This is a genomic window from Salinicola corii (genome assembly GCF_008298015.1).
Taxonomy (GTDB): domain Bacteria; phylum Pseudomonadota; class Gammaproteobacteria; order Pseudomonadales; family Halomonadaceae; genus Salinicola; species Salinicola corii.
In genome coordinates, this window is sequence record NZ_VTPX01000012.1 from 85953 (window position 1) to 109060 (window position 23108).

A 23108-nucleotide genomic window follows, 5' to 3' on the forward strand; every position below is an offset into this window, starting at 1 on the left:
CCGTCAGGCGCTTCCGGCCTCTTCGCTGTCGGCATCCTCGCGCTTGACGATTCGGTGGCCATCCTCGCTGGTGCCCAGCTTCCAGTAGCTCGAAATATACATCGCCCGCTTGTCCACGCCGCGGTCGTCGATCAGATGACGGCGTAGCTTGCGCATGGCGGCAAACTCGCAGGCGACCCAGATCCCCGGGGCGCCCGGAAGCCAGTCGAACTCGCGCAGGGCGTCGACGAGACGATCGCTGTCGCTGCCCGGGTGCGGGTTGATCAGCCAGTTGATCCGCATGCCGTCGGGCAGGTCGAACCATTGGATATCCGCTTCGCTGGTCACTTCGATGATGGCGTATCCGCTGGCGTCCGGGGGCAGGCGTTCCAGGTTGGCGCCGATCGCCGGCAGCGAGGTCATGTCACCGACCAGCAGATACCAGTCGGCTGCTGCCGGTAGGCGCTTGACCGGTCCCGGGCCACCGATCAGGATCGTGTCCCCCGGTTGCGCCGCTGCCGCCCATGTCGCGGCGGGGCCGCCATCCTCGTGCAGCACGACGTCCACGTCGATCTGGTCGGGGCGCTGATGGCGGACGGTATAGGTGCGCATCGTCCCCGGCGCGCCTTTCGAGGTTGCCGCCTCGTCCTGGGCGGGGACGATCAGTTTGATATAGGCGCTCTCCTGATCGTCGGGAAATTCGGCCATGCCTTCTCCACCGAACGTCAAGCGCAGCATGTGGGGCGTGACGAGTTGGCGGTTCAAGACGGTGTAAGGTCTGGGGGCGGGTTTGGGCATCGGGACTCCCGTGACTTCAGGTTGGAGATCATCAACCGTGACAGGCGCAGGAAGGCGTCGAGGTCCGCCTGCGTCATCCCGTTCGATAGCTGCTCGTGGGCTTCGCGCTCGCACGTATCGACGCTCTCCAGCAGGCTTCGGCCATGCCCGGTCAACGACAGCATCTGGCTGCGCCCGTCCTCTGGATGTGGCGCTTTGACGATGATGTTCGCATCGAGCAGGTCGCGAAGCAGCCGGGTGATCTGGCCCTTGTCGCGCTGGGTGCGCTGCGCGATGGCCCGGGCGGTGCAGGGCATCTGGCCGCGGATCGCCTTGAGCGTGCGAATGTGCGAAACGGTGAGGTCCAGCTCGGCGTCGGCATAGGCCTGGCGTAGCGCCCGTTTGTAGGCGTGCATGAGCTGGTGCAGGGATTCACCGAACGTCGTCTCGGACATGTCGCGCCTAATCGGTTGATAGTGTCAACCAATTAGATGCTTGGTGCTGGTAAATGTCAACCATTCTCATTGGCGTTGGAGGAAAAACTAGCCGCTCCCCATCGCGAGCATGCGTATCTCCACGATACTACGCAACACGGGATCGTCATGGCGGCGAGCCCGCGTCGGCCTGCGACTACCCGCTGGCGCTGCTGGTCACTGGCGTTGCTGAATCCGTTGGGTTTCCAGGACAGGTACTCCGCCTGGTATTCAACCACCTCTATCGTCGTTGGCGTTCCCTGCGAGGCTGAAAGGACTCAGCAGGGTGGCGGTCAGGGTAACGCTGGCTCGTTGTCGAGTTTTCATTGGCGTCTCTCCAAGCGTGAATAGGTCAGGACTCCTTGTCCTGCACTTGGGGAAACACGTGGGGCGGAGGAATGGATGCAGCCGATGTCGGTGCCGCTGAATCGGCTCGAGCCTCGCTGGAGAGGGTTATAGCGCCGGCTTCATGGATCGCTGGCCCAGACAGCGACAACACAGCGGGTAGAGCGCTAGCGCCAGTGCGATGCCGACCAGCGGGGGCACCCATGGCGAGAACCAGGCGCCCAGGGTTGCCAACGCATAGGCGCTGAGCCCGGGAAGATGAAACGCCGGCAACATGGCATCGTCGAGTCTGGGATAGTGGCCGCGACGCAGGAAGACGTAGTCGGCAATGATCACGCCTCCCAGCGGTGGGATGCAGGTACCCAACGCGATCAGAAAGGGCACTAGCAGAGCATCCATCCCGGCCAGTGCCAGCAGCGTGCCGGTCGCCGCGCCGCCCAGCGTCACCCAGCCACGCTGCCGCGTGCGCAGCAAGTTGCAGCCGGCAGCGGCGAAGTTGTAGATGGTGTTGTCCTGAGTGGTCCACAGGTTGAGGAACAGCATGGCCAACCCGATGACGGTCAGGCCTTGCAGGATCAATACCTCGACCACATCCGGTTGCTGGTAGACGAAAGCTCCCACGGCGCCGATCAAGACCATCAGGCCATTACCGATGAAGAATGCCAGCAGGGTCGCCGTGATCGCCTGACGCGGCGTGCGTGCGAAACGGTTCCAGTTGCTGGCCTGCGTCGCGCCGGATACGAAGGTGCCGAAGATGATGGTGATGCCGGCGGCCCAGCCCAGGCTAGCGCTGGGGGCAATGGCGCTCAGACCGACCCAGCCGCCGCCATCGTGCCACGCGATGATCATGCTGATAGCGATCAGTAGCGCCATCGCCGGCACTGCCACGTTGGAGAGCAAAGCCAGCCCGCGATAGCCGACGAAAGCCGTAAGACAGAAGCCGAAGCCGAACAGCACCATCAAGGGGGCTGCCCAGTCGGGAGTGAGCCCCAGCGTCGAGACCAGTACGTTGGCAATGGTGGCCACGCCCCAGGCGTACCAACCGACCTGGGTAACACCGAGCAGCAGGTCGGCTAGTGCACTGCCGTGTTCGCCGAGCGCGAATCGCGACATCAACGCCGTGCTGAGACCAGAGCGCGCGGCGATGCAGGCGATCGCCGCGGCATAAATACCCAGCAGCAGATTTCCCACCCCGATCAACGCCAGCAGCTCTCCCAACGGGAATGCCGCACCGAGCTGGCCGCCGGCGAACATGGTTGCGGTGAAGAAGGTGAAACCCAGCAACAGCAAGGCCAGCGACGCGAAGGGTTTGCGCGCGTCGTCAGGCACTTCGCTCAGGGGGTAGTCATTGTCGGCTTGGGGCAGGGCCATGGTTCGATCCTCGCTAGGGCAGTCGGGACTGACCAAGCAAGCTGCATGCCGCGGCACTGAAAAGGGTTATCCATCCGCGTCCTCCACCGGTCGACGGCCCGGCCCGGGTGTCCTATCTGCACGTCTTTGGCGCAGAGCGCGCCGGATCGAGTCGTCGACTGGCCGAAAGGGAGCAACGCGAGGGAACGCTGGCCGGGTAGGCGTCGGGATAAGCCAACGCCCCGCACAGGGCGGGGCGTTGGGAGGAATCCGGTAGCGTCTCGGGCATCGTCCCGAATGGACGTCACTCCCGGTAGGCGGACTCTTTCAGCGCCCGGATGCGGTCGTCCAGCGGCGGGTGGCTGGCGAACAGTTTCTCCATGATCTTGCGGGTCTGCCCGGTGGTGATGGCAAAGGCCGTCAGCGAGTCGGGCATCTGGTCCGGCTGGCTGGTCTCGGACTTCAGTCTGGCCAGGGCGTTGATCATGGCGCCGCTGCCGGCGTACTTGGCGCCAGCGGCGTCGGCGCGGTACTCGCGGAAGCGCGAGAACCAGGCGACGATGATCGACGCCACCAGGCCGAACACGATCTCGGCGACGATGACGACCGCGAAATAGCCAATGAAGCCCAGGCCGCCGCCATTGTCGCGGCCGCGCAGGAAACTGTCGACGACCTGGGCCACCACCCGCGCGAAGAACATCACGAAGGTGTTGAGCACCCCCTGGATCAGCGCCAGGGTGACCATGTCGCCATTGGCCACGTGGCCGATCTCGTGAGCCAGGACGGCACGAATTTCCTCGGGTCGCATGCGCTCGAGCAGCCCCTGGGAGACCGCCACCAGCGCATCGTTCTTGTTCCAGCCGGTGGCGAAGGCGTTGGATTGCTGGGCCGGGAAGATCGCAACCTCCGGCATCTGGATATTGGCCTGCTGCGCCAGCTCGCGAACGGTATCGAGTAGCCACTGTTCGGTGGAATTGGCAGGCTGGTCGATCACCTTGGCCTTGGTGCTCATCTTCGCCATCCATTTGGAGATGAACAGCGATATCAGTGAGCCCGCCATGCCGAACACGAAGCAGAAGATCAGCAGGCTGTTCATGTTCAACCCGTTGGCGTTGAGATAAGGCTCGACGCCCAGTAATCGCAACGTGATGCTGGCGACGAGGATCACCGCCAGGTTGGTTGCCAGGAACAGGATGATTCGCATCATCGGTCTTTACCCTCAGTCGTGGAAAGCGTGGTCGTCGTCACTTCGTGCGCCGGCTTTTGATTAGCGTGTTATTCGTTAACGCCCGGTAATCAGGCGGTTATGAACCGTTAGATACGACTTTCGTGAATAGGTTTCAAGGGGGCGTGGCCGCGCGTCGAAACGCGCGGCCCTGTTACATGGCGGTGACTGGCCACCGCCGCGGATCACTGGCGATAACGCGAGAGGAAGCGAGCGAAGCGGTCGATGGCATCGCCGAGTTGATCGGCCCAGGGCAGTGTCACGATGCGCACGTGATCCGGCGTCGGCCAGTTGAAGGCCGTACCCTGGACCAGCAGGATACGCTCCTGCAGCAGCAGGTCGAGCACCATCTGGGCGTCGTCGTGGATGGGATAGACCTCCGGGTCGAGCCGTGGAAAGGCGTAGAGCGCTCCCATCGGTTTGACACAGGACACCCCGGGGATCGCGTTGAGCTTTTCATGCACGACGTTGCGCTGAGCGAGCAGCCGCCCGCCGGGCAAGATCAGATCATTGATCGACTGGTAGCCGCCGAGGCCGGTCTGGATCGCGTGCTGCGCCGGCACGTTGGCGCACAGTCGCATCGAGGCGAGCATGGTGAGGCCCTGGATGAAGTCCTCGGCGTTCTGCTTGCCCAGTCCCCCGGAAAGGATCATCCAGCCTGAGCGGAAGCCGGCGCAGCGGTAGCTCTTGGAGAGTCCATTCATGGTCACGACCAGTTGGTCGTCTTCGGCCAGTGCGCCGGTGGAGACGTGTTCGGTGCCGTCGTAGAGGATCTTGTCGTAGATCTCGTCGGAGAAGACGACAAGGCCGTGCTGGCGGGCGACCACCAGGATCTCCTTGACCACCGCCGGCGGGTAGACCGCCCCCGTCGGGTTGTTGGGGTTGATCAGCACGATGGCGCGGGTGCGTGACGTGATCTTGTCGCGGATATCGGCGATATCCGGTGACCAGCTGGCGTTCTCGTCGCACAGATAGTGCACCGGATGTCCGCCGGAGAGGTTGGCCGCGGCGGTCCACAATGGGTAGTCGGGCGCGGGAATCAGCACCTCGTCGCCGTCGTTGAGCAGCGCCTGCATCGCCATCACGATCAGTTCGGAAACCCCATTGCCGATGAACACATCCTCGATGCCCACGCCCGGGATCCCTTTGCGCTGGCACTCCTGCATGATCGCCTTGCGCGCCGAGTAGAGTCCCTTCGAGTCGCAGTAACCCTGTGCCGTCGGCAGGTTGCGCATCACGTCCTGAAGAATCTCCTCGGGGGCTTCGAAACCGAAGGGCGCGGGATTGCCGATATTGAGCTTGAGAATGCGATGGCCTTCGTCCTCGAGTCGTTTGGCATGATCGAGAACGGGCCCGCGAATGTCGTAGCAGACATTGTCGAGCTTGTGCGATTTCCGAATGGGGCTGTTCATTGAAGTTCCGTAAGCTGCACAGCCTAAAACGTCAGGCGGGTTGAAGAGGGCGGGAAGTCGGTATTCCCCGGTGGGCTGTGTCACCTATTCCCAGCATAACGCCGCGCTGGCGCGGCGCAAGGGGCAGAAACGGAAGGATTTTCGGTGCATCTGTATGGTGGCGGTCAGCTCTCGGAGGCGTCGATATCCTCCTCGACGGGGTCGGGGATATCCTCCGGCAGCTCCAGGGTCAACCGGCCGAGCTTGCCGTCCCGCAGCTCGTGCAGAAGTACCTCGGCGCCGCGGTGGAGGTTGATCACCCCGCCAGCCTTCAGGCCGCCGCGCTTGCGCGCGATCTCGCTCATGATCGCATGGCCGTCGAACCCGGCCCTGGCCTGGAAATCGACCAGCCTGGGGCCATCGGCGTCGACGCCGTCGGTCTCGGTCGGCGCCACGTAGACGGGTAGTTCATCGAGCCGGTAGCGCTCGCGCAGGGCATCGGGATAGCGTTTGGCCAGTTCGGCGGCACAGATGATGGCGACGTCGACGTATTCGATCGCGGTATCGCGGATGGCACCGCTGGCCGCCAGCCGGTAGGCGCTGGCCTGATCCTCGATCTTGGGCCATAGCACGCCGGGCGTATCGATCAGCGAGACACGTCCGTCGATGCGTATCTTCTGCTGGCGCTTGGTCACGGCCGGCTCGTTGCCGGTCTTGGCGATCTTGCGCCCGGCGAGGCCGTTGATCAGTGTCGACTTGCCGACGTTGGGTATGCCCATCACCATCACGCGGACGTCGCGGTCGGCGCGTACCTGGCCGGCCAGTTCGTGGCACAGCGCCGGAATCTGCTTGAGCTCCCGTGCCTGGGTCGTGGTGACGGCAATCGCGCGGCTGTCCGGCTGGGCATCGAAGAAGTTGATCCACCGCTCGGTCGCCTCGGGGTCGGCCAGATCGGCACGCGAGAGAATTTTCAGTACGGGCTTGTGCTCGGTCAGCTCTGCCAGCATCGGGTTGCCGCTGGAGTAGGGCAGGCGGGCATCGAGGACCTCGATCACCACGTCGACCTCCGGCAGCGCCTCGGTGATCTGGCGCCGCGCCTTGTTCATGTGTCCGGGATACCAGCCGAGCATGACGTTCTCCTGCCTGTTCTTCGAATCGCGCCGCCCCCAATGGCAAGCGGGCGGACATTCTAACAGGATGCTGCTGTGATGTGCTGGAGCCCGCACGATTAGTGGCCTGCTGCTCTAATCTGCCGAATCATGGGCATCAGGGGGTAAAAGCACCGCGTTTCTTCATCGGAGGCTCCGCGGAACTCGGCGAAGACTGCCCGTAAAACTCCGCTAGAGCTCATACTGAGCAAGCGAAGCTGGCAGCCTGAATCGAATGAAATAGACTCTCATTTGATTGTCCCCGTCATGGGTAATCGCTTCATTCGACATTAAATTTTTCCTACTAATGAGACTGACGCATCAGTTTTTTAACGGATGGTAATTAATCGCAGTGCCCAATATATAGGGCCCAATCAATGCAGCTGATACCAGCTGTAGTGATAATCACGAATCTCTCTCCTTCTCGCCTATCGCATGCAGGCGCAGGGAAACTGTTACAGATAAAGAACACTGTTCCAGAACACCGTTCTTGTACTATCTTGACTTACGCGAGCCGCAGAGCGGCATGGATTCCTGCCAGGACCGCTCGCGATGCAAAAAAAGCGTGACCCCGGATCAGTGAAAGGAGACATGAGATGAATCAGACACAGCGGTTGCACCGCATGACATCCGCCTATGACCAAGTTGGTGAAGTTCGAGTTGTGCGTGATTCGAAGAATGCTTGGCTCAAACGTCCGAGGAGAACACTAGAGCCGATCGATGAGAAAGTGACGGTTGGTTGTCTCTCTCATATTCCTCGTGAGGTGGTAGGTGTAGGAGCAACCTTGAATGCTCGACGCAGAGTAGATTTTTATTCTCGTTGGCATGGACAAAAAGAGCCTTTGCTCCAGATCTGGAAGGCACCCTGAATGCTTTGCCGAAAATTGCTGAGTGCAACACCTGACCAATTCGGTAAGGCGTTGCACTCAGAATGGTCGGGCAGGTAGCTTTACGGAGTTAAGGAGGTGGCGTTTCCGTTTGCGTTACCGCTCTCCCGCATCCGCTTCGCCCAGCAGCTCACCGCCTGGTAGGCGATATCGGTAGTCGTTAGCATAGAAAGGACGAACCTCAATGCCTGCGCACCCGGTGAAGTCACGCAATGCTCTGTCACCTCGCGTCGCCATCGAGCACTGGCCGGTCAGTGCCGCTGTCAACAAACCCAATGACAATGTTCACGTTGACGTAATCTAGCCTGCTCCAGATACTTCATCTTGCGCTGCCGATATCCCGATCCTCCTCTGCGCCCTGGAGCATCAGCGTGGTTTCCTCGACTCTCAGGAAACGTCCCTCGGAATCTAGTTCACCGAACAGGTAGACCTCTTGGACCACCTCCGAACCATCACGCTTCGTCACGCGGACGATGTGGCGGTCTGCATATCGGTTGCCCTCCCTCAGCTCGTCGAGTACCTCTACGTCTGCGGATACCACGATCTCACGAAGCTTCGCAGCGTGTTCTGCAAAGGCTTCGCGGTCATCCCAATGGCCATTCGTCCTTTGCTGGTATTCCGGACTGAAATGCGATGCCAATGCCTCTTCCAATGGCAGACACTGCTGATTGAGTATTGCATCGAGGGCGCTACGGATATCGGTCGTTTTCATGTCGTCTGGCTAAGCTTTGCTCATTGAGACTACAGGCTACTGGTCGATTCGATCGTGTGCCACCTCCGGGGCATGGAGTCCGTTGGAGGCTCGGTGTGATGCGATCGGCCCTTACTTCCGCAGTTTCCTGGCCGTGACACGGGAGAGTTTGAAGACAGAATTATCGCCGTAGCAAGGAGCGATTGGCGTGGAGAACCGCATTTGCGGCGGCCTGGAATAGTCAGCCTGTCCAGGGGAAAGCATTATCGAGGAATACTGCTAAGTCATCCTCCGTAAAGTCGGCAGTTTCACCCTGTGTTCGTCCTTGGGAGTCGGATATTAACATTTTCCAGCTTTTTTCCTCTCCATACCATACGAGAATCAGCCGAGCTTTTTTTCCGACCTCGAAATCTGCCCGTGCTTTATAAGGGACGCTGTAAAATATTGGGTTCGATTTTATTTCTTGATCTTTGTTTTTGATGTGTAATATTGGAGTCTCTACTTGAGAGTTGAACTCTGTTTTGGTTTCAAATGAACGTCTTGTTGTTACGCCTTGTTCATTTAGGGGTTCGAGCATATTTTCAATGCTATCATAAAGTCTGTGCAGAGCCGTAAGCCAATTTTCCAAATCCTGTTCGGTTCTTTGTTTGGCCTTTTTTTCAGACTCGTTTTGCTCCTGAAGCTTCGCTTTTAAGTCATCCATCTTTGACATGATAGTCTCCATGAGAAATTGGCTGATGTGGACGATATTCAGACCGCACGCTGATGATTACCGTGAGGTAAACCAAAACAGAAGGGCCAGGCCGGTTGTTGCAGAGAGGACGGAAGCGCACAGAATGCCAATCTTGGCCGATGCAAGCTGAGCCTCTCCCAGCCCATCCCGGCAATGAGCAGAGCCATCGTGAATCCAATGCCCGTGAGCAAGGCTCCTCCCAAGATAAGGGGCCACGATAGCTCCTCTGGAAGTACCCCCAAACGGGCTCTCACGGCGATATAGCTAAAGGCAACGACTCCGATCGGCTTTCCGAGAACAAGTCCTCCAATGATTGCCGCCGTAAGTTGCCAATCCATGGTGGTACCTAAACAGTGGTAGACCGGCGTTAGCGAGAGCGAATGCTGGCAGGACCGTGAAAGCGACCCATGGGTACAATGCGAGTTCAAATCGCTCAAGCGGAGAAAAAATCTCACGTGAAGCAACATTCGCGCGTTGCAAGTCTCTTCTCCCTTCCTTATTGTCTCTCGAGGGTTCGTCGCGAGGAAAGATGGTCACTTTAGCTAGAATTGCCTGTAGTCGGTTGTCGCTGATAAGGATGCGACACGAACTACACAAGTTCGAAAAAATCCGGAGGCAATAAGGACCGAGAAATGATAGGCGCTTCGGTTGATTGGCTCCGTCACTGATAAGTGGAAGAGTCATGCCGGTAAACGCCGGCTTGAGACCTTTCGTATGCCATTTTAATAATGAGGTTCTTAGATCTATTGAACATTTGGTGTCGATAACTGGGTGCTATTAGATCGGCATGATGACCGCAGGTGTCCAAAAAATCACCGCACTCCGAACAGTTAATTTCGTCCCATTCGAGACAATTATTGAGGGATAGAGCTTCTGTATTACCGCAACGGTTACATAGGAGATAATATCTCATGGTGAGCCTCCTGGGCTCTTGGTTCGACCAGAACGATTGAACCGTCGGGAGCATATTCCGCGACATCGGAAGCAGCAGTCCTTGCTGTTTCCACTCCAACAGTTTTGCTGGCAAATTGCAGCGTGACACACCACACGGCTCCGCACGAGGTCTCATCTTGTATGCTTCGGGTATGGGGTGAATGATCGACATTGGTTGGATTCCACGTCCTGTGTTTATGCTCACTGTTAGATGGACGACTGCAAGACGCCACTTTCCTTGGCGAGGTCTGAACGACTGCGTGGCAGATCGGCCGTCTGGTGCGGCGGTCATCACCGAGTCGACGCCAATCGTGGTGTCTCTCGGCATATCGACGCCAGCGTGAGAGATCCGCTATAGCGCTGCTTGGAGTCGCCGACGATCACGCGGTAGCGACTTGCTGGTTGAATAGGTAATGTAAGGGCGCGAATGTATAGATTAAGTATGTCCTCTTTTGAAGGCATCGGTCTGTGAGTTTAGGATCATGTTTTGGAGTCGTGTCATATAAAAGGAAAACTCCCTGATAGTTATCTATGATGTTTAAGTTATACTTAAATCCTGTCGAGGCTCAGTTTTCTGACGTTATCCACAGCCGCATGCAGTCTGACTTGGGTATGCCGGAAGATAAACGGGTACATCGTTTTATTCCAATGGACGCCGAGGATTTCTACTACCCGGATGGCCGAACACAGGCTTATACGGCCATAGAAATCGATATGATGGAAGGGCGCTTGGAGGAGACCAAAAAAGCATTGATCAAGTTGATCTTTCAGCGCCTGGAAACTGAGGTAGGTCTTGTCCCCGTGGATGTGGAAGTAACGATTAAAGAGCAACCGCCGCATTGTTGGGGCTTTCGGAGCATGACGGGAGACCAAGCGCGGGACCTTAAATACTCGGTCAAGGTATAGCTGTACCGAAATTCCTGATGGGTGGGCCCAGAGAGGGTGAGTCTTCTGGGTCGCCTGGTTCATGGCATCACCCCAACAGAGCACAACATCAGAAGCGAGGTGACGAAGGATGCGTGGTTTTCTACTGATTTCAGGCTTGGCCCTGGTTGGCCTAAGTGGACTTGCTCAGGCTGCCCCCTCCTGCGAAGACGCAATCACTCAGCAGGAGATGAACGCTTGCGCGGGCGAGGGATACCAAGCCGCGGACGAGGAGTTGAACGCCACCTATGACGAGGTCATGGGTCGGCTTGATGGCGACTCGGAGGAAGGATTGAAGACCGCCCAGCGGGCCTGGATCCAGTTTCGCGACGCCGAATGCGATTTCGTGAGCGGGCCCACCTCTGAGGGCAGTGCCAACTCGATGGTCAAGGCTGGCTGCCTGGAGAAGCTGACCCACCAGCGCACCGAGGCGCTGAAGAGTTACTCGCAATGCGAAGAGGGTGATGTGAGCTGTCCGGTTCCCAGGCAATAAGGGTTCATGCTCCGGCACGCTGAGTTGTGGCGGTGGCCACAGACTGATCAGCCAAACGCGATGATGCTCGTACCGGGAGACCGACCGGGATTTGGCGAATAGCCTTCAAACTGTCGCCTACTATTTGGCTTGCCAACAATATCTTTCGACTTATAAGCCTCGATCTCGGAAAAAAACAAACAGCGAGTGGACATCGTGATCGTAGATAGGGAGACGAAAAAGCCCACAGTCATGGGCTTTTTCGCCTCTTTACGCCGGGTAAATCAGCAGGCCCGAGCGTTCTGGCAGACTGTCTGCCCGATGCCGCCGCTCGGCGATATTATTCGCCGGCATGGAAGGTGATCGCCACCGAGTTGATGCAATAACGCTGGCCGGTGGTTTCCGCCGGGCCGTCCGGGAAGACGTGACCCAGATGGGCGTCGCAGCGTCGGCAGGTCACCTCGATCCGGCGCATGCCGTGGCTGCCGTCCTGGTGCTCTTCGACCGAGGCCGCGGCCAGGGGGCGGTCGAAACTCGGCCAGCCACAGTGCGCTTCGAATTTGTGCTCGTTCTCGAACAGCGGCGCGCCACAGCAGACACAGTGATAGATACCCTGGACCGGCTCGACCTGATAGTCGCCGGTAAATGGGCGCTCGGTGCCTTTCTCGCGGGTAACGTGGTACTGCTCGGGGGTGAGCTTTTCACGCCACTCGGCTTCCGTCTTCTGTACCTTACCCATGTCCAGTTCTCCTCATCGTTTCGACTCGCTCACTGCATTACAGGCCATTTGGCATTCCCTGACCAGTCCCGATTAGGCTATGGTGAAAATCGGTGAAATCAATCGCTTGACACCTCAAAATCGCCTCAGTAACATACGCGCCACTTCGACGAAGCCGAGACATTACGTCCCATTCGTCTAGTGGTCCAGGACACCGCCCTTTCACGGCGGTAACAGGGGTTCGAACCCCCTATGGGACGCCACTTGGTTAATCGAAGTGCATGTGGAAAGTGACGGTGCGGGAATAGCTCAGTGGTAGAGCATCGCCTTGCCAAGGCGAGGGTCGGGAGTTCGAATCTCCTTTCCCGCTCCAACTTTTGGTAGCGTTAGATAGGCAGCATGGGTCGTGAGCCGGAACGCCGGTCCGATCGATCTCCTTTCCCGCTCCAATATCAGAAGTACAGGAACAGCCTCGCTGCTCCCTTGCGTCCCATTCGTCTAGTGGTCCAGGACACCGCCCTTTCACGGCGGTAACAGGGGTTCGAACCCCCTATGGGACGCCACTTCCATGACTGCCAGGTCATGTTGTCTTCGTTACATAGCGTTGACTGCAACAAGCGGGAATAGCTCAGTGGTAGAGCATCGCCTTGCCAAGGCGAGGGTCGGGAGTTCGAATCTCCTTTCCCGCTCCAGTTTTAGAGAATCTTGAAGCGTGGCCGAGGGTCGTGAGCCGGAACGCCGGTCCGATCGATCTCCTTTCCCGCTCCAGTTTTAGAGAATCTTGAAGCGTGGCCGAGGGTCGTGAGCTGGAACGCCAGCCCGGTCGATCTCCTTTCCCGCTCCAGATTCTGAAAAGAGAAGCGTTAATGACGCTTCTCTATCCGCTTTCTTTTGTGTGCCTTCTTTATCGCCCTCGAAAGGCCTGAGTCTTCCGGGCTTATCGGCGCGTCGACGATTCTGAACGAGCTCATCCTGGTATTCGCTATGTGATCGTCACGGACAGCGGTTATCGGATAGTCGGCGACCCTGCATAGTTAATTCGTCTGCTAAAGATTGAAGCTCAAGGAATCGCCCCCATATTGCGTGGCACTCCCGTTTCACCCGATTTTCGTGAATTCCGATCTATCACACATGGCAGGAATCCCTGATGGCAGAACCGGCACTGTCCATCCGCGGGCTGACCAAAGTCTACGGTAATGGTTTTGAGGCCCTGAAGGGCATCGATCTCGATGTCGCGCAGGGCGATTTTTTTGCACTGCTCGGCCCCAACGGGGCGGGCAAATCCACCACGCTCGGTATCGTCTGCTCGCTGGTCCAGAAGACGGCGGGACAGGTGAAAATATTCGGCATCGACATCGACGAGGATTTCGCCAAGGCGAAGTACGCGCTTGGCGTCGTGCCGCAGGAGTTCAACTTCAGCCAGTTCGAGAAGGTCGAGGACATCGTGCTGACCCAGGCGGGCTATTACGGCATGCCGATGAAGGAGGCCAGACCGCGTTGTGACCGGTTGCTGAAGGATCTCGGTCTGTGGGACAAGCGCAACGGCTCCGCCCGTATGCTCTCGGGCGGCATGAAACGTCGTCTGATGATCGCGCGTGCATTGATTCACCGGCCACGCCTGCTGATTCTCGACGAGCCTACCGCTGGTGTGGATATCGAGCTGCGTCGCAGCATGTGGGAGTATATGCGCCGGATCAACGAGGAGGAGGGCACCTCGATCATCCTGACCACGCACTATCTCGAGGAAGCCGAGAGTCTGTGCCGCAATATCGCCATCATCAACCGGGGCGAGATCATCAAGAATACCTCGATGCGAGGCCTGCTGACTGAGCTGGATACCGAGACCTTCCTGCTCGATCTTGCCGAGCCGCTGGACACGGCACCCAGGGTCGAAGGCTTCGAGGTCGAGCGGGCCGATTCGCACCAGTTGGCGCTGTCCGTGCGCAAGGGCACCGATCTCAACGATGCCTTCCAGCAACTGACCGATCAGGGCGTGCGCGTGCTCTCGATGCGTAATCGCGCCAATCGTCTGGAGGAGTTGTTCGTCTCGATGACCTCGCAGCCGGATGCCGCGACAGGCATCGACGGTCCATCCGAAACATCCGCCCAGGCCAAGGAGACGGCGTCTTGAATACCCGGCAACTGCTGATTTCCCTGTGGACCATGGTGGTGAAAGAGGTTCGCCGCTTCGTGCGGATCTGGCCGCAGACGCTGGTGCCACCCTCCATCACCATGACGATGTATTTCATCATCTTCGGGAACCTGATCGGTTCCCGCGTCGGCGAGATGCACGGTATCTCCTACATGTCCTACATCGTGCCCGGCCTGATCATGATGTCGGTGATCACCAACAGCTACTCCAACGTGGCGTCATCGTTCTTCTCCAACAAGTTCCAGCGCAGTGTGGAGGAGATGATGGTCTCGCCGATGCCCAATTGGGTCATCCTGGCCGGCTTCGTCATTGGTGGCGCGGCGCGTGGTCTCGGCGTCGGTCTGATCGTGACGGTGGTATCGCTGTTCTTCACCCATCTGGACCTGCATCATCCGTTCCTGACCCTGATGGTGGTGGTCATGACCGCCTTGCTGTTTTCGATCGGCGGCTTCATCAATGCGCTGCTGGCCAAGAAGTTCGACGATATCTCGATCATCCCGATCTTCGTGCTCACCCCGCTGACCTACCTGGGCGGCGTGTTCTACTCGATCGACCTGCTGCCGGAGTTCTGGCAGAACGTGACTATGATCAACCCGATCCTCTACATGGTTAACGCCTTCCGCTACGGCATCCTCGGCATCTCCGACATTCCGGTGAGCGGGGCGCTGATCGCCATCGCCGCCTTCATCGTGGCGTTCTGGTGCCTGGCGCTGTGGATGCTCAACCGCGGCAAGGGGATTCGCTCATGAGTCAGGATCGTCCTGGGACGCTGGTCGACGCGCCGCTCGGACGCGAGTCCGCCTATCCCGAGCGCTACGACGCAGCGTTGCTGTTTCCCATCGAGCGGGCCGCCAACCGGGTGCCGCTGGGGATCGAGGCGTCGTCACTGCCGTTCGTCGGTGGCGACGAGTGGTGGGCGTTCGAACTCTCCTGGCTCGACCCGCGCGGCAAGCCGGTGGTCGCGGTGGCGCGCTTCCGGCTGCCGGCGGATTCGCCCTGCCTGATCGAATCCAAATCCTGGAAGCTCTACCTCAACGGCTTCAACCAGACCACGTTCGCCGGCCGTGACGCGGTGATCGAGCTGCTGCAACGGGACTTGAGCGTCGCGGCCGGTGCCCCGGTCACCGTCGAGCTGTTCGGTGTCGACGACGCTGCGCTCGCGCCGGCGCCGCTGCCGGGTGAGTGCATCGATGATCTCGATGTCGCCATCGATCGCTACACGCCGGCGCCGGGTCTGCTGGCCTGCGACGAGAGCGATATCGTCGAGGAGACGCTGCATTCGCATCTGCTCAAGTCCAACTGCCCGGTGACCGGGCAGCCGGATTGGGGCAGTGTGCTGATCGCCTATCGCGGGCCGCGACTCGATCGGGCTGCGTTGCTGCGCTACATCGTCTCCTATCGCCAGCATCAGGATTTTCACGAACACTGCGTCGAGCATATCTTCGTCGACCTGATGGCACGCTGTCGTCCGCAGAAGTTGCTGGTGATGGCACGCTACGTGCGCCGAGGCGGGCTCGACATCAACCCGTGGCGGGCCACGCCGGGTTGGACCCCGGAGCTGCCTGCCCGGCTGCTGCGGCAGTAACGCTTTTGACGTAGAGTCGAGCGATCCGTCGCGTTTCACGACCAATGTCTCCAAGGAGTCAGACATGGATGCCATGACGCTACTGCACCAGCGTCGCTCGATGGGCAAGCTGGCCGCGCCGGCGCCAACCGCCGAGCAGCTCGACGCCATCTACCGTGCCGCACTGCGGGCGCCGGACCACAAGGAAATGACGCCGTACCGCTTCATCGAGATCAGCGGCGAGGGGCTTGTTCGGTTGGGTGAGCTGTTCGCCCGATCCGATTATCAGGCCAACCCGCATATCGATGACGGCAGCCTCGACGCCGCCCGCAAGAAACCCAAGCGGGCGCCGATGATCATTGCCGTGATCGCGCGCATCACGCCGGATCTGCCCAAGGTGCCGCCGGTCGAGCAGCTCATCTCGGCCGGCTGCGCGGCCCATGCCATGCTCTACGCGGCTTTCGCGCAAGGGCTGGGGGCGATGTGGCGCACCGGCACCTATGCCCATGACAAGGCCGTCTGGCGCGGCCTGGGTCTCGGCGAGCATGAAGAACTGATCGGCTACCTCTACCTTGGCCAGGTCGGCGGGCGCTACCCCGACGCACCGGTGCGTGACCCGGAGGAGTATCTGGAGCGATGGCGCTAGCGCTGAGTTTCCTGTTCTGGAGAGATCGTAAAAGCTCGTCGGAAAAGGAAAAACGGCTTGCGATCACTGGTTTAGCTCGTTACTATGTGCGCCGTTCTGAACGCAGCGGCAAGGCCGCCACGGGAAGGATGACAATGCGGAGGGGTGTCCGAGTGGTCGAAGGAGCACGCCTGGAAAGTGTGTAAGTCGAAAGGCTTCGAGGGTTCGAATCCCTCCCCCTCCGCCACCGAATTGAAAAGAACCGGCTCTCAGTAGCCGGTTTTTTCATGTCTGAAATTAGGCCTTGGAGAAGGGGGAGTGGATGAGAACCCTCCGGTTCGCACCGAGGCGCTCGCGGTTCTGGTTTTCGAGCCGACAAGCGGCCTCGCGAAGCGAGCCGGTAATCCCCCTTCTCCTCGGCTAAACATCGCTGTTTGCCGACCTTCAGGTTTCGGCGGGCATTGGTGGAATAGTCGTCGTTGACCCACCTCGGATACTTTCGACTCAGTTCTCGATCAGCGCCGATGGTTCGGTGCTGTTTGTCCGGGGTGCCGTGTATGCGGATTGCATCAATCTTCACGCTGCCCCGGAGTCTACGACGACAGAATTGATGTTGCCGGCGACACGCGCGGCGGCCATCGCCTCTGTCAGTGCGTCCAGCGGGAAGGACTGGGACTGGATCGCGGACAGGTCCAGTAACCCGGCGCGGGCGAGCGCGAATAGGTCGGCGAGCGCGGTGCGCGGATACATGAAGTTGCCGATGATCTCCAATCCCATGCTCATGACCTGAAGATAGTTGATCGACAGCGGCACCGTCATCGAACCCATCAGCACCAGCCGCCCGTTGCGCGAAAGGCTTCCGAGCGCCGCCAGCGTGGCTGACGGGTCGCCAGCTTGGCCGACCATGTCGAAGGCCAGCGCGATCGGGCCGTCAGCGGCATCGCGCAGGGCGGATGCGTCGGTCTTCACGCCGCCGCTGAGCACCACGGTGCGCACTCTGGGGCCAGCGACCTCTGCAAGCGCGGCCAGCGCGGATGCATTGCGGCCGGTGGCGACAACCCGTCCGGCGCCCAGTGCCAGCGCGACCAGAGCCGCCGCGCTGCCATAGGCGCCCGTCGCGCCGGAAATCACCACGGTCTCTCCGGCCGCGAGCCTTCCCCGCTTGAGCCCGCCATAGGGCACGGCGAAGCGCGCGGCGGCGGCCAGCACCTCCGCCGGCACCGCATCGAGCCCCTCGACCGCCGTCAAAGCCGAGACTGGCCACAGCGCGTAGTCGGCCAGCGTCCCGTCCGGCCAGTCAGCCTGCATCGCCGTGCTCGGCCCACCAAACGAGGTGATGCCGAGCAAGACCTGCGCCGGATCGGCGACATTCTCGCCGGCGGTAAAATGCGAAGACAGCAGCACGCGCTGGCCGGGCTTCAGGTGCCACACGTCGCGCCCGACGGCCGCCACCCGTCCGACGGCGTTGCTGCCCGGCGTGAAGGGACGGTCCGGCGCGATATAGGTGGGGAGCTTGCCCTCGACGTAATCCTGCAGGTAGGAAGGGAGGATGACCGCGTCGATCTCGATCAGGGCGCTGCCCGCGTGCGGCTCGGGCACGGGGCGTTCGACGAGTTCGAGTTTTCCGCCCAGCCTGTCGAGCAGCCAGGCGCGCATCGTCTTCGGCATGGCGGGTTCTCCCTATTCGGCGTGCAGCGGTGTTTCGCCGCCGACCCAGCTCGGCCCGGCGACCGGATGATCCTTCGGGAAACGGCTCGCCGCGTTATAGGTCAAGACCCAGTTCGGATAGCGCGGCGCCTCGGCACTGACCGCATCGAGCGCGGCGAGATCCTCTTCGTCGAGCGCGACGTCGACGGCGCCGATATTGTCGGTCAGCTGGTCGACCCGCTTGGCGCCGACGATGACGCTGTCGACCACCGGCCGCGACAACAGCCAGGCCAGCGCCACCTGCGCGGGCGTGGCATTGTGTTTGCCGGCGATGTCACGAAGCACGTCGATGATGGCGAACACCCGGTCCTCGTCGACCGGCGGGAACTGATTGGCCGCGCCACGACGACCGCGACGGGAATCGGCGTCCGCGCCGTCGCGGGTCACCTTGCCCGATAGCAACCCGCCCGCCAGCGGGCTCCAGCACAGCATGCCAAGCCCCTGGTCGCACATCGCCGGCGCCAGTTCATCCTCGACGCCGCGACCGGCGAGCGAATAATAGGCCTGCACGGAGACGAAGTGGGCAAACCCCTCCTGTGCGGAGGCGCCCAGCGCCTTCATCAGCTGCCAGGCCGCCAGGTTGGAGGCGCCGATATAGCGCAGCTTGCCCTGTCGCACCGCGTCGTCGAGCGCGCCGAGCGTTTCCTCGATCGGCGTCAGCGGGTCCCAGCGGTGGATCTGGTAGAGATCGATATGGTCGGTCTTCAGCCGCTTGAGGCTGCTCTCCAGTGCATCCATGATGTGGATGCGCGACAGGCCGACATCGTTCGGACCGGCACCAATGCGCGCATTGGCCTTGGTCGCCAGAACGACGTCGTTTCGCCGCGCGCCGAGCAGATCGCCCAGCAATGCTTCGGACTGGCCGCCGCTATAGACATCGGCGGTGTCGATGAAATTGATTCCGACATCGAGCGCCGTGCCCAAAATCTCGCCGGCCGCCTTGCGGTCGAGACCGCCGATGCCGCCGGTGCCCTCCAGCGTGCCGCCGAAGGTCATGGTCCCGAGGCAGAGCCGCGAGACGAAGGTGCCGGTGCGGCCGAGCTGCGTGTATTGCATGATCGAAACTCCTGTAGTTGACCGTTTCAATATAAGCGTGCCTTCCTGGACTAAAAACCACATAATGTCCGAAATATGTATCCTAAGGTCCAGAAATGCGTGATCCGCTCTCGGATATCCTTTTGGCGATGCGCGTCTCCGGCGCAACGCCGGTGCGCTTCGAAAGCCGGGGTGGCTATGCCATGCGCTTTCCAGCCTTCAGGCACCTGAAGTTCGGGGCATTGCTGAGTGGCCGGCTGGAATTGCGCCCGGCGAATGGGCCGGCCCTGCATCTGGAGGCAGGCGACTGCTACCTGCTGACCGACGGCGCGCCCTATGCCTCGCGGACCGGCGATCATCCCGAGATCGACGGCGAAGCCTATTTCGCCAGCCATCGCGATGCTGATGGCGTGGTGCGGTTCGGCGACGGCGCACCGGACAAGATCGTTATCGGCGGGCGTTTCACCTTCGAGGAAACCGGTGCCGAGTGGATGCGCCTTGCCTTGCCGCCCGCCATTCGCATTCCCGCCGACTCTCCAGTCGCGGCACCCTTGCGGACCACGCTCTCTCTTCTGGGGCAAGAGGTGGGCACCAACGCCACCGGAGAAGACCTGATCGTCGCCCGGCTCGCCGACATATTGCTGGTGCAGGCGCTGCGCGCCTATCTGGCCATGACCAGGGATCGGACGCCTAGCTGGCTCGCGGGGCTTGCCGATCCGCGTCTCGGGCGCGCCTTGCGCGCGTTTCATGCTGGAATCGCCGAGGGCTGGAGCGTCGGCCGCCTCGCCGCCGAAGCCGGCATGTCACGCTCGTCGTTTGCCGACATCTTCCGGCGGCGGACCGGGCTGACGCCAATGGACTATGTGGCGCGCTGGCGCCTGTTCCGCATCCGTGCCGAAATCCTGCAGACCGACCGGCCGATCGCGATCATCGCCGAAGACAATGGCTGGCGTTCGCGCACCTCCTGCAGCCGCGCGTTCAGAGACCTCTTTGGTGTTTCGCCACGCGAGGCCAAGGCCGGAGCGAGCCTCCTGGGGGCATGGCACGAGCCTACCGGAAAGCGGACATGATCAGTCGGTCGAACATCCAGTCTGACAGAATGCGACGCAAGAGCAGAAGTGGCTTTGCCATGAAGCCAGCGGCGTAGCGGGACCTTGGGCGCCGGCTCTGAAGCGCGCGCATCACCAGTTCGGTGATCACGCTTGGCGGCGGTGCTTTCGTGCCCGAATGCGCTTTCGCGAAGGCCTGCACCAGGTTCGCATAGGCGCCCTTGCCGGAAAGCCGCACAGCCTCGTGGGTCGCAATGTCGGACCATTCCGACTCAATGCCGCCCGGCTCGATGACGACAACCTCGATGCCGAATGCCCGGACCTCGTTGCGCAGCACATCGGACCAGCCTTCCAGGGCAAACTTCGAAGCGTGATACCACCCACCCAAGGGTGTCGTGATCTTGCCCCCGATGGATGAAATATTGACGATCCTGCCATGTCCTCGAGCCCGCATATGCGGCAGGCAAAGCTGGGTCAGGCGTGCAAGGCCGAAAAGATTGACCTCCATTTGCCCTCGGGCAAGTTCGATCGGCACATCCTCGATGGCACCGTGCTGGCCGTAGCCGGCATTGTTGATCAGAACATCGATCCGCCCCTGATCCGCGATGATCCGGGCGACACCATCGCCTATCGAGCGCTCATCGCTCACATCGATATTGAGGGCGACGCCGCCGGCTTCCACGATATCCCGCATCCGCTCGACGCGGCGCGCGGCGCCATAGACCACATAACCTTCCTTCAACAGTCTCAAGGCGAAATCCTTGCCCATGCCGGATGACGCGCCAGTGACGAGCACAACGGGCTTTGCTGATGTTTCCATGGAAAATGCTCCTCTGCCTTGACTTGGCCGCTGCACGCAAGCAACGCCCCCCTTTGCCCCTATCGCCCCTCGACCAAGCCAAGCCGGATCAGGCTCTCGGCGGTGGCGACAATGGCTTCTTCAGGCGAACGCGGTTGCCAGCCGAGCAGGCGCTGAGCCTTTTCACCCGAGGCGTTCATGTTGTAGCCGAGCATCGGCACGATCCCCTTCAATGCCGGGTTCCGGCGCGCGGCCAGGCGCACCAGCCAGTTGGGCAGCACCCGCGTCGGCACCTTGCTCGCGGCATGGCCGATCCGCTGCCGCAACACCCGTGCGACCTCGACCATCCACAGGCTGTCGCCCGATGTGGCCAGAAAGCGTTCGCCGCTGGCGGCGGGGTCGGTCATGGCGCGCAGATGCAAATCGGCCACGTCGCGCACATCGACGAAGCAGGAATTGATCTTCGGGCATCCGCGCTGCCCGTCCATCAGGTTCTTGATCAGGCGGGTGGAGTGCGAAAAATCGGGACCGAGCGCCGGGCCGAGAACGGCGACCGGATTGATCGCGGAGAGTTCGAGCCCCCGTCCTTCGTCCGCCACGAAATTCCACGCCGCGCGCTCGGACAACGTCTTCGACTTCTGGTACGGCGCAACGTCTCCGGCCAGGTCGCTCCAGTCCGTCTCCTTGAACGGTCGAGGATAGCCCGGCTTGTGTCCGACGCCGATCGCTCCGAAAGCCGAGGTCAGCACGACGCGCTTGACGCCGGCGTTCCGGGCGGCGCGCAGGACGCGCAGATTGCCGTTGACGGCGGGCTTGATCCAGTCCTCCTCGCGGGTCTGATCGCCGGAGGGTGTCGGCGATGCGCCATGCATGACATAGGCACAGCCTGCGGCCGCCTCGTCCCAGCCGTCGTCGCTGGTGAGATCCGCAACCACGAATGACAGGCGTTCGCCCGGCTCGGCGCCGCCGGTCTTGAGGTTGCCGCGTACTTCCGCTTCGCGCGAAAGCGACCGCACCGTCGTGCGTACGGCGTAGCCGGCGTCCAGCAGCGCCATGATGCAGTACTGGGCGATGAACCCGGTGCCGCCGGTGACGAGCACCGGTTTGTCGGTCATGTCGATCTCCATCAGGTACGATCCGAGGGGCGGCCCATGTCGCGGCTGCCCTTCACGCGATCGGCCAGGCTTCCCAGTTCCGCCAGATCGGCATCCGAAAGCACCAACTGCGCGCCGCCGACATTCTCATCGAGCCGCGATGGCTTGCGCGTACCCGGGATCGGCACCACCGAGAGCCCGAACACCTTGGAACGGCTGTGCAGCCACGCCAGCGCGACCTGCGCCGCGGTTGCGTCGTATCGGGCGGCAATCGCCTTGATCGCATCGACCAGGCGGGCGTTGTCGTCCTCGACAAACCGGTCATACAGCTTGCGCACGTCCTTCTCGTCGAAACCGCCGGGATCGACACGGCCGGTCAGCTGTCCGCGACCGAGCGGCGAATAAGGCACGAAGCCGACGCCCAGTTCGGCGGCGGTGGGAACGATGCTGTCCTCGACATGGCGCGAAAACAGCGACCATTCGGTCTGCAATGCCGTGATCGGATGGACGGCGTGGGCCTCGCGCAGTTCGTCCGCCGAAACCTCGGAGAGGCCGAGGAAGCGCAGCTTGCCCTCCTTGACGAGATCGGCCATGGCGCCGACGGATTCCGCCAGCGGCACCGCCGGATTGCGGCGGTGCATGTAATAAAGATCGATCACCTCGATCCCCAGCCTGCGCAGCGATCCATCGACCGCCCGCCGGATATATTCGGGACGGTTCTCGATCCTGACCTGGTCGATCGCGGGGCCGAAGCGGTTGATGCCGAACTTGGTGGCAAGCGTCACCCGGTCGCGGTTCGCGCGGATGAAGGGCGCGATGAATTCCTCGTTCCTGCCTTCACCATAAATGTCGGCGGTGTCGAACAGGGTGACGCCGCGCGCCAGCGCCCGCTCCAGCGTTGCCAAGGCTTGGCGGTCTCAAGTTCCAAGCGCAACGCTAGTGGACACGATTGCCCTGCCCAGCAACAGAGCGCTGCAGGACTTCCGTAAAAACCTCAAGGGGTGGCCGCCAACCCAGCGTTTGACGAGGGCGTTCAT

At 61.0% G+C, this 23108-nt stretch carries 24 protein-coding genes and 5 tRNA genes; 13 read left to right on the forward strand and 16 right to left on the reverse strand.

Annotated features, from left to right (window positions below; genetic code table 11):
• Positions 1 to 3 precede the first annotated feature (3 nt).
• From F0A16_RS17705 to ylqF, 6 genes are all read right to left on the reverse strand, one after another.
• Positions 4 to 777, reverse strand: coding sequence for a siderophore-interacting protein (locus F0A16_RS17705; RefSeq protein ID WP_149436716.1), 774 nt, complete (start codon positions 775 to 777; stop codon positions 4 to 6).
• Complete coding sequence (locus F0A16_RS17710) at positions 741 to 1211, reverse strand: MarR family winged helix-turn-helix transcriptional regulator (protein ID WP_149436718.1); 471 nt, start codon at positions 1209 to 1211, stop codon at positions 741 to 743. The genes F0A16_RS17705 and F0A16_RS17710 overlap by 37 nt, the downstream gene beginning before the upstream one ends.
• 471 nt (positions 1212 to 1682) lie before the next feature.
• A complete protein-coding gene (gene codB / locus F0A16_RS17715; RefSeq protein ID WP_149436720.1) occupies positions 1683 to 2945 on the reverse strand; it encodes a cytosine permease in 1263 nt (420 codons plus the stop codon).
• A 283-nt stretch (positions 2946 to 3228) separates the two neighbouring features.
• Positions 3229 to 4131 (reverse strand): protease HtpX, encoded by a 903-nt coding sequence (gene htpX / locus F0A16_RS17720; RefSeq protein ID WP_149436722.1) that lies wholly within the window; start codon positions 4129 to 4131, stop codon positions 3229 to 3231.
• Positions 4132 to 4334: 203 nt separating this feature from the next.
• Positions 4335 to 5561: a pyridoxal phosphate-dependent aminotransferase gene (locus F0A16_RS17725; protein ID WP_149436724.1), complete on the reverse strand. Its 1227-nt coding sequence runs from the start codon at positions 5559 to 5561 to the stop codon at positions 4335 to 4337.
• A 164-nt stretch (positions 5562 to 5725) separates the two neighbouring features.
• Positions 5726 to 6670 (reverse strand): ribosome biogenesis GTPase YlqF, encoded by a 945-nt coding sequence (gene ylqF / locus F0A16_RS17730; RefSeq protein ID WP_149436726.1) that lies wholly within the window; start codon positions 6668 to 6670, stop codon positions 5726 to 5728.
• A 614-nt stretch (positions 6671 to 7284) separates the two neighbouring features.
• Between ylqF and F0A16_RS17735 the strand changes: the two genes are divergently transcribed.
• Positions 7285 to 7557: a hypothetical protein gene (locus tag F0A16_RS17735; RefSeq protein ID WP_149436728.1), complete on the forward strand. Its 273-nt coding sequence runs from the start codon at positions 7285 to 7287 to the stop codon at positions 7555 to 7557.
• 337 nt (positions 7558 to 7894) lie between these two features.
• Here the strand turns inward: F0A16_RS17735 and F0A16_RS17740 are convergent, their stop codons facing one another.
• From F0A16_RS17740 to F0A16_RS22290, 4 genes are all read right to left on the reverse strand, one after another.
• The gene (locus tag F0A16_RS17740) at positions 7895 to 8287 is read right to left on the reverse strand and encodes a nuclear transport factor 2 family protein (RefSeq protein WP_149436730.1); all 393 of its coding nucleotides are present in this window, start codon (positions 8285 to 8287) and stop codon (positions 7895 to 7897) included.
• Positions 8288 to 8507: 220 nt separating this feature from the next.
• Complete coding sequence (locus F0A16_RS17745) at positions 8508 to 8978, reverse strand: hypothetical protein (RefSeq protein WP_149436732.1); 471 nt, start codon at positions 8976 to 8978, stop codon at positions 8508 to 8510.
• A 38-nt stretch (positions 8979 to 9016) separates the two neighbouring features.
• Positions 9017 to 9337, reverse strand: a complete 321-nt coding sequence (locus F0A16_RS22285) for a Na+/H+ antiporter NhaA (RefSeq protein ID WP_187776064.1) — start codon at positions 9335 to 9337, stop codon at positions 9017 to 9019.
• Positions 9264 to 9683 carry a Na+/H+ antiporter NhaA gene (locus tag F0A16_RS22290; RefSeq protein ID WP_149436772.1) on the reverse strand — a complete coding sequence of 140 codons (420 nt, stop codon included), beginning with the start codon at positions 9681 to 9683 and terminating at the stop codon, positions 9264 to 9266. Before F0A16_RS22290 ends, F0A16_RS22285 begins: the two co-directional genes overlap by 74 nt.
• 780 nt (positions 9684 to 10463) lie before the next feature.
• Between F0A16_RS22290 and F0A16_RS17760 the strand changes: the two genes are divergently transcribed.
• Complete coding sequence (locus F0A16_RS17760) at positions 10464 to 10838, forward strand: tautomerase family protein (RefSeq protein ID WP_149436737.1); 375 nt, start codon at positions 10464 to 10466, stop codon at positions 10836 to 10838.
• A gap of 109 nt (positions 10839 to 10947) precedes the next feature.
• Positions 10948 to 11349: a lysozyme inhibitor LprI family protein gene (locus F0A16_RS17765; RefSeq protein WP_149436739.1), complete on the forward strand. Its 402-nt coding sequence runs from the start codon at positions 10948 to 10950 to the stop codon at positions 11347 to 11349.
• A gap of 319 nt (positions 11350 to 11668) precedes the next feature.
• Here F0A16_RS17765 and msrB read toward each other — a convergent pair whose 3' ends face one another.
• Entirely contained in the window at positions 11669 to 12067 is a 399-nt protein-coding gene (gene msrB, locus F0A16_RS17770) for a peptide-methionine (R)-S-oxide reductase MsrB (protein WP_149436740.1), read from the reverse strand.
• Between the two features lie 166 nt (positions 12068 to 12233).
• On the opposite strand from msrB, the gene F0A16_RS17775 reads away from it, so the two are divergent.
• From F0A16_RS17775 to F0A16_RS17815, 9 genes are all read left to right on the forward strand, one after another.
• Positions 12234 to 12309: transfer RNA gene (locus tag F0A16_RS17775), tRNA-Glu, on the forward strand.
• A 35-nt stretch (positions 12310 to 12344) separates the two neighbouring features.
• Positions 12345 to 12419: transfer RNA gene (locus tag F0A16_RS17780), tRNA-Gly, on the forward strand.
• A gap of 114 nt (positions 12420 to 12533) precedes the next feature.
• A tRNA-Glu gene (locus F0A16_RS17785) sits at positions 12534 to 12609 on the forward strand.
• Between the two features lie 54 nt (positions 12610 to 12663).
• A tRNA-Gly gene (locus F0A16_RS17790) sits at positions 12664 to 12738 on the forward strand.
• 455 nt (positions 12739 to 13193) lie between these two features.
• A complete protein-coding gene (locus F0A16_RS17795; protein ID WP_149436742.1) occupies positions 13194 to 14177 on the forward strand; it encodes an ABC transporter ATP-binding protein in 984 nt (327 codons plus the stop codon).
• Positions 14174 to 14947: an ABC transporter permease gene (locus F0A16_RS17800; protein ID WP_149436744.1), complete on the forward strand. Its 774-nt coding sequence runs from the start codon at positions 14174 to 14176 to the stop codon at positions 14945 to 14947. Before F0A16_RS17795 ends, F0A16_RS17800 begins: the two co-directional genes overlap by 4 nt.
• The gene (gene queF, locus F0A16_RS17805; protein WP_149436746.1) at positions 14944 to 15783 is read left to right on the forward strand and encodes an NADPH-dependent 7-cyano-7-deazaguanine reductase QueF; all 840 of its coding nucleotides are present in this window, start codon (positions 14944 to 14946) and stop codon (positions 15781 to 15783) included. Before F0A16_RS17800 ends, queF begins: the two co-directional genes overlap by 4 nt.
• A gap of 64 nt (positions 15784 to 15847) precedes the next feature.
• Positions 15848 to 16408 carry a nitroreductase family protein gene (locus F0A16_RS17810; RefSeq protein WP_149436748.1) on the forward strand — a complete coding sequence of 187 codons (561 nt, stop codon included), beginning with the start codon at positions 15848 to 15850 and terminating at the stop codon, positions 16406 to 16408.
• A 138-nt stretch (positions 16409 to 16546) separates the two neighbouring features.
• A tRNA-Ser gene (locus F0A16_RS17815) sits at positions 16547 to 16634 on the forward strand.
• 329 nt (positions 16635 to 16963) lie between these two features.
• On the opposite strand, the gene F0A16_RS17820 is transcribed toward F0A16_RS17815, so the two are convergent.
• Together F0A16_RS17820 and F0A16_RS17825 are read right to left on the reverse strand one after the other, a co-directional pair.
• Positions 16964 to 18055 (reverse strand): zinc-binding dehydrogenase, encoded by a 1092-nt coding sequence (locus F0A16_RS17820; protein ID WP_223119819.1) that lies wholly within the window; start codon positions 18053 to 18055, stop codon positions 16964 to 16966.
• Between the two features lie 12 nt (positions 18056 to 18067).
• Positions 18068 to 19150, reverse strand: coding sequence for an aldo/keto reductase (locus F0A16_RS17825; RefSeq protein ID WP_149436750.1), 1083 nt, complete (start codon positions 19148 to 19150; stop codon positions 18068 to 18070).
• 95 nt (positions 19151 to 19245) lie between these two features.
• Between F0A16_RS17825 and F0A16_RS17830 the strand changes: the two genes are divergently transcribed.
• Positions 19246 to 20199 (forward strand): AraC family transcriptional regulator, encoded by a 954-nt coding sequence (locus F0A16_RS17830; protein ID WP_149436752.1) that lies wholly within the window; start codon positions 19246 to 19248, stop codon positions 20197 to 20199.
• Here the strand turns inward: F0A16_RS17830 and F0A16_RS17835 are convergent.
• The 3 genes from F0A16_RS17835 to F0A16_RS17845 are packed head-to-tail and all read right to left on the reverse strand — an operon-like array spanning position 20180 to position 22976.
• On the reverse strand, positions 20180 to 20998 hold the full coding sequence (locus tag F0A16_RS17835) for an oxidoreductase (protein WP_149436754.1): 819 nt from the start codon (positions 20996 to 20998) through the stop codon (positions 20180 to 20182). The genes F0A16_RS17830 and F0A16_RS17835 overlap by 20 nt on opposite strands.
• A gap of 59 nt (positions 20999 to 21057) precedes the next feature.
• A complete protein-coding gene (locus F0A16_RS17840) occupies positions 21058 to 22092 on the reverse strand; it encodes an SDR family oxidoreductase (protein WP_149436756.1) in 1035 nt (344 codons plus the stop codon).
• Between the two features lie 11 nt (positions 22093 to 22103).
• Positions 22104 to 22976, reverse strand: coding sequence for an aldo/keto reductase (locus tag F0A16_RS17845; RefSeq protein WP_149436758.1), 873 nt, complete (start codon positions 22974 to 22976; stop codon positions 22104 to 22106).
• Between the last annotated feature and the right edge of the window lie 132 nt (positions 22977 to 23108).

What these genes read in the sequence shown, in the direction of transcription:
- F0A16_RS17705 (WP_149436716.1), bottom strand. Translation starts at nt 777, where the DNA reads ATGCCCAAACCCGCCCCCAGACCTTACACCGTCTTGAACCGCCAACTC.
- F0A16_RS17710 (WP_149436718.1), bottom strand. Translation starts at nt 1,211, where the DNA reads ATGTCCGAGACGACGTTCGGTGAATCCCTGCACCAGCTCATGCACGCC.
- codB (WP_149436720.1), bottom strand. Translation starts at nt 2,945, where the DNA reads ATGGCCCTGCCCCAAGCCGACAATGACTACCCCCTGAGCGAAGTGCCT.
- htpX (WP_149436722.1), bottom strand. Translation starts at nt 4,131, where the DNA reads ATGATGCGAATCATCCTGTTCCTGGCAACCAACCTGGCGGTGATCCTC.
- F0A16_RS17725 (WP_149436724.1), bottom strand. Translation starts at nt 5,561, where the DNA reads ATGAACAGCCCCATTCGGAAATCGCACAAGCTCGACAATGTCTGCTAC.
- ylqF (WP_149436726.1), bottom strand. Translation starts at nt 6,670, where the DNA reads ATGCTCGGCTGGTATCCCGGACACATGAACAAGGCGCGGCGCCAGATC.
- F0A16_RS17735 (WP_149436728.1), top strand. Translation starts at nt 7,285, where the DNA reads ATGAATCAGACACAGCGGTTGCACCGCATGACATCCGCCTATGACCAA.
- F0A16_RS17740 (WP_149436730.1), bottom strand. Translation starts at nt 8,287, where the DNA reads ATGAAAACGACCGATATCCGTAGCGCCCTCGATGCAATACTCAATCAG.
- F0A16_RS17745 (WP_149436732.1), bottom strand. Translation starts at nt 8,978, where the DNA reads ATGTCAAAGATGGATGACTTAAAAGCGAAGCTTCAGGAGCAAAACGAG.
- F0A16_RS22285 (WP_187776064.1), bottom strand. Translation starts at nt 9,337, where the DNA reads ATGGATTGGCAACTTACGGCGGCAATCATTGGAGGACTTGTTCTCGGA.
- F0A16_RS22290 (WP_149436772.1), bottom strand. Translation starts at nt 9,683, where the DNA reads ATGACTCTTCCACTTATCAGTGACGGAGCCAATCAACCGAAGCGCCTA.
- F0A16_RS17760 (WP_149436737.1), top strand. Translation starts at nt 10,464, where the DNA reads ATGATGTTTAAGTTATACTTAAATCCTGTCGAGGCTCAGTTTTCTGAC.
- F0A16_RS17765 (WP_149436739.1), top strand. Translation starts at nt 10,948, where the DNA reads ATGCGTGGTTTTCTACTGATTTCAGGCTTGGCCCTGGTTGGCCTAAGT.
- msrB (WP_149436740.1), bottom strand. Translation starts at nt 12,067, where the DNA reads ATGGGTAAGGTACAGAAGACGGAAGCCGAGTGGCGTGAAAAGCTCACC.
- F0A16_RS17795 (WP_149436742.1), top strand. Translation starts at nt 13,194, where the DNA reads ATGGCAGAACCGGCACTGTCCATCCGCGGGCTGACCAAAGTCTACGGT.
- queF (WP_149436746.1), top strand. Translation starts at nt 14,944, where the DNA reads ATGAGTCAGGATCGTCCTGGGACGCTGGTCGACGCGCCGCTCGGACGC.
- F0A16_RS17810 (WP_149436748.1), top strand. Translation starts at nt 15,848, where the DNA reads ATGGATGCCATGACGCTACTGCACCAGCGTCGCTCGATGGGCAAGCTG.
- F0A16_RS17820 (WP_223119819.1), bottom strand. Translation starts at nt 18,055, where the DNA reads ATGCCGAAGACGATGCGCGCCTGGCTGCTCGACAGGCTGGGCGGAAAA.
- F0A16_RS17825 (WP_149436750.1), bottom strand. Translation starts at nt 19,150, where the DNA reads ATGCAATACACGCAGCTCGGCCGCACCGGCACCTTCGTCTCGCGGCTC.
- F0A16_RS17830 (WP_149436752.1), top strand. Translation starts at nt 19,246, where the DNA reads ATGCGTGATCCGCTCTCGGATATCCTTTTGGCGATGCGCGTCTCCGGC.
- F0A16_RS17835 (WP_149436754.1), bottom strand. Translation starts at nt 20,998, where the DNA reads ATGGAAACATCAGCAAAGCCCGTTGTGCTCGTCACTGGCGCGTCATCC.
- F0A16_RS17840 (WP_149436756.1), bottom strand. Translation starts at nt 22,092, where the DNA reads ATGACCGACAAACCGGTGCTCGTCACCGGCGGCACCGGGTTCATCGCC.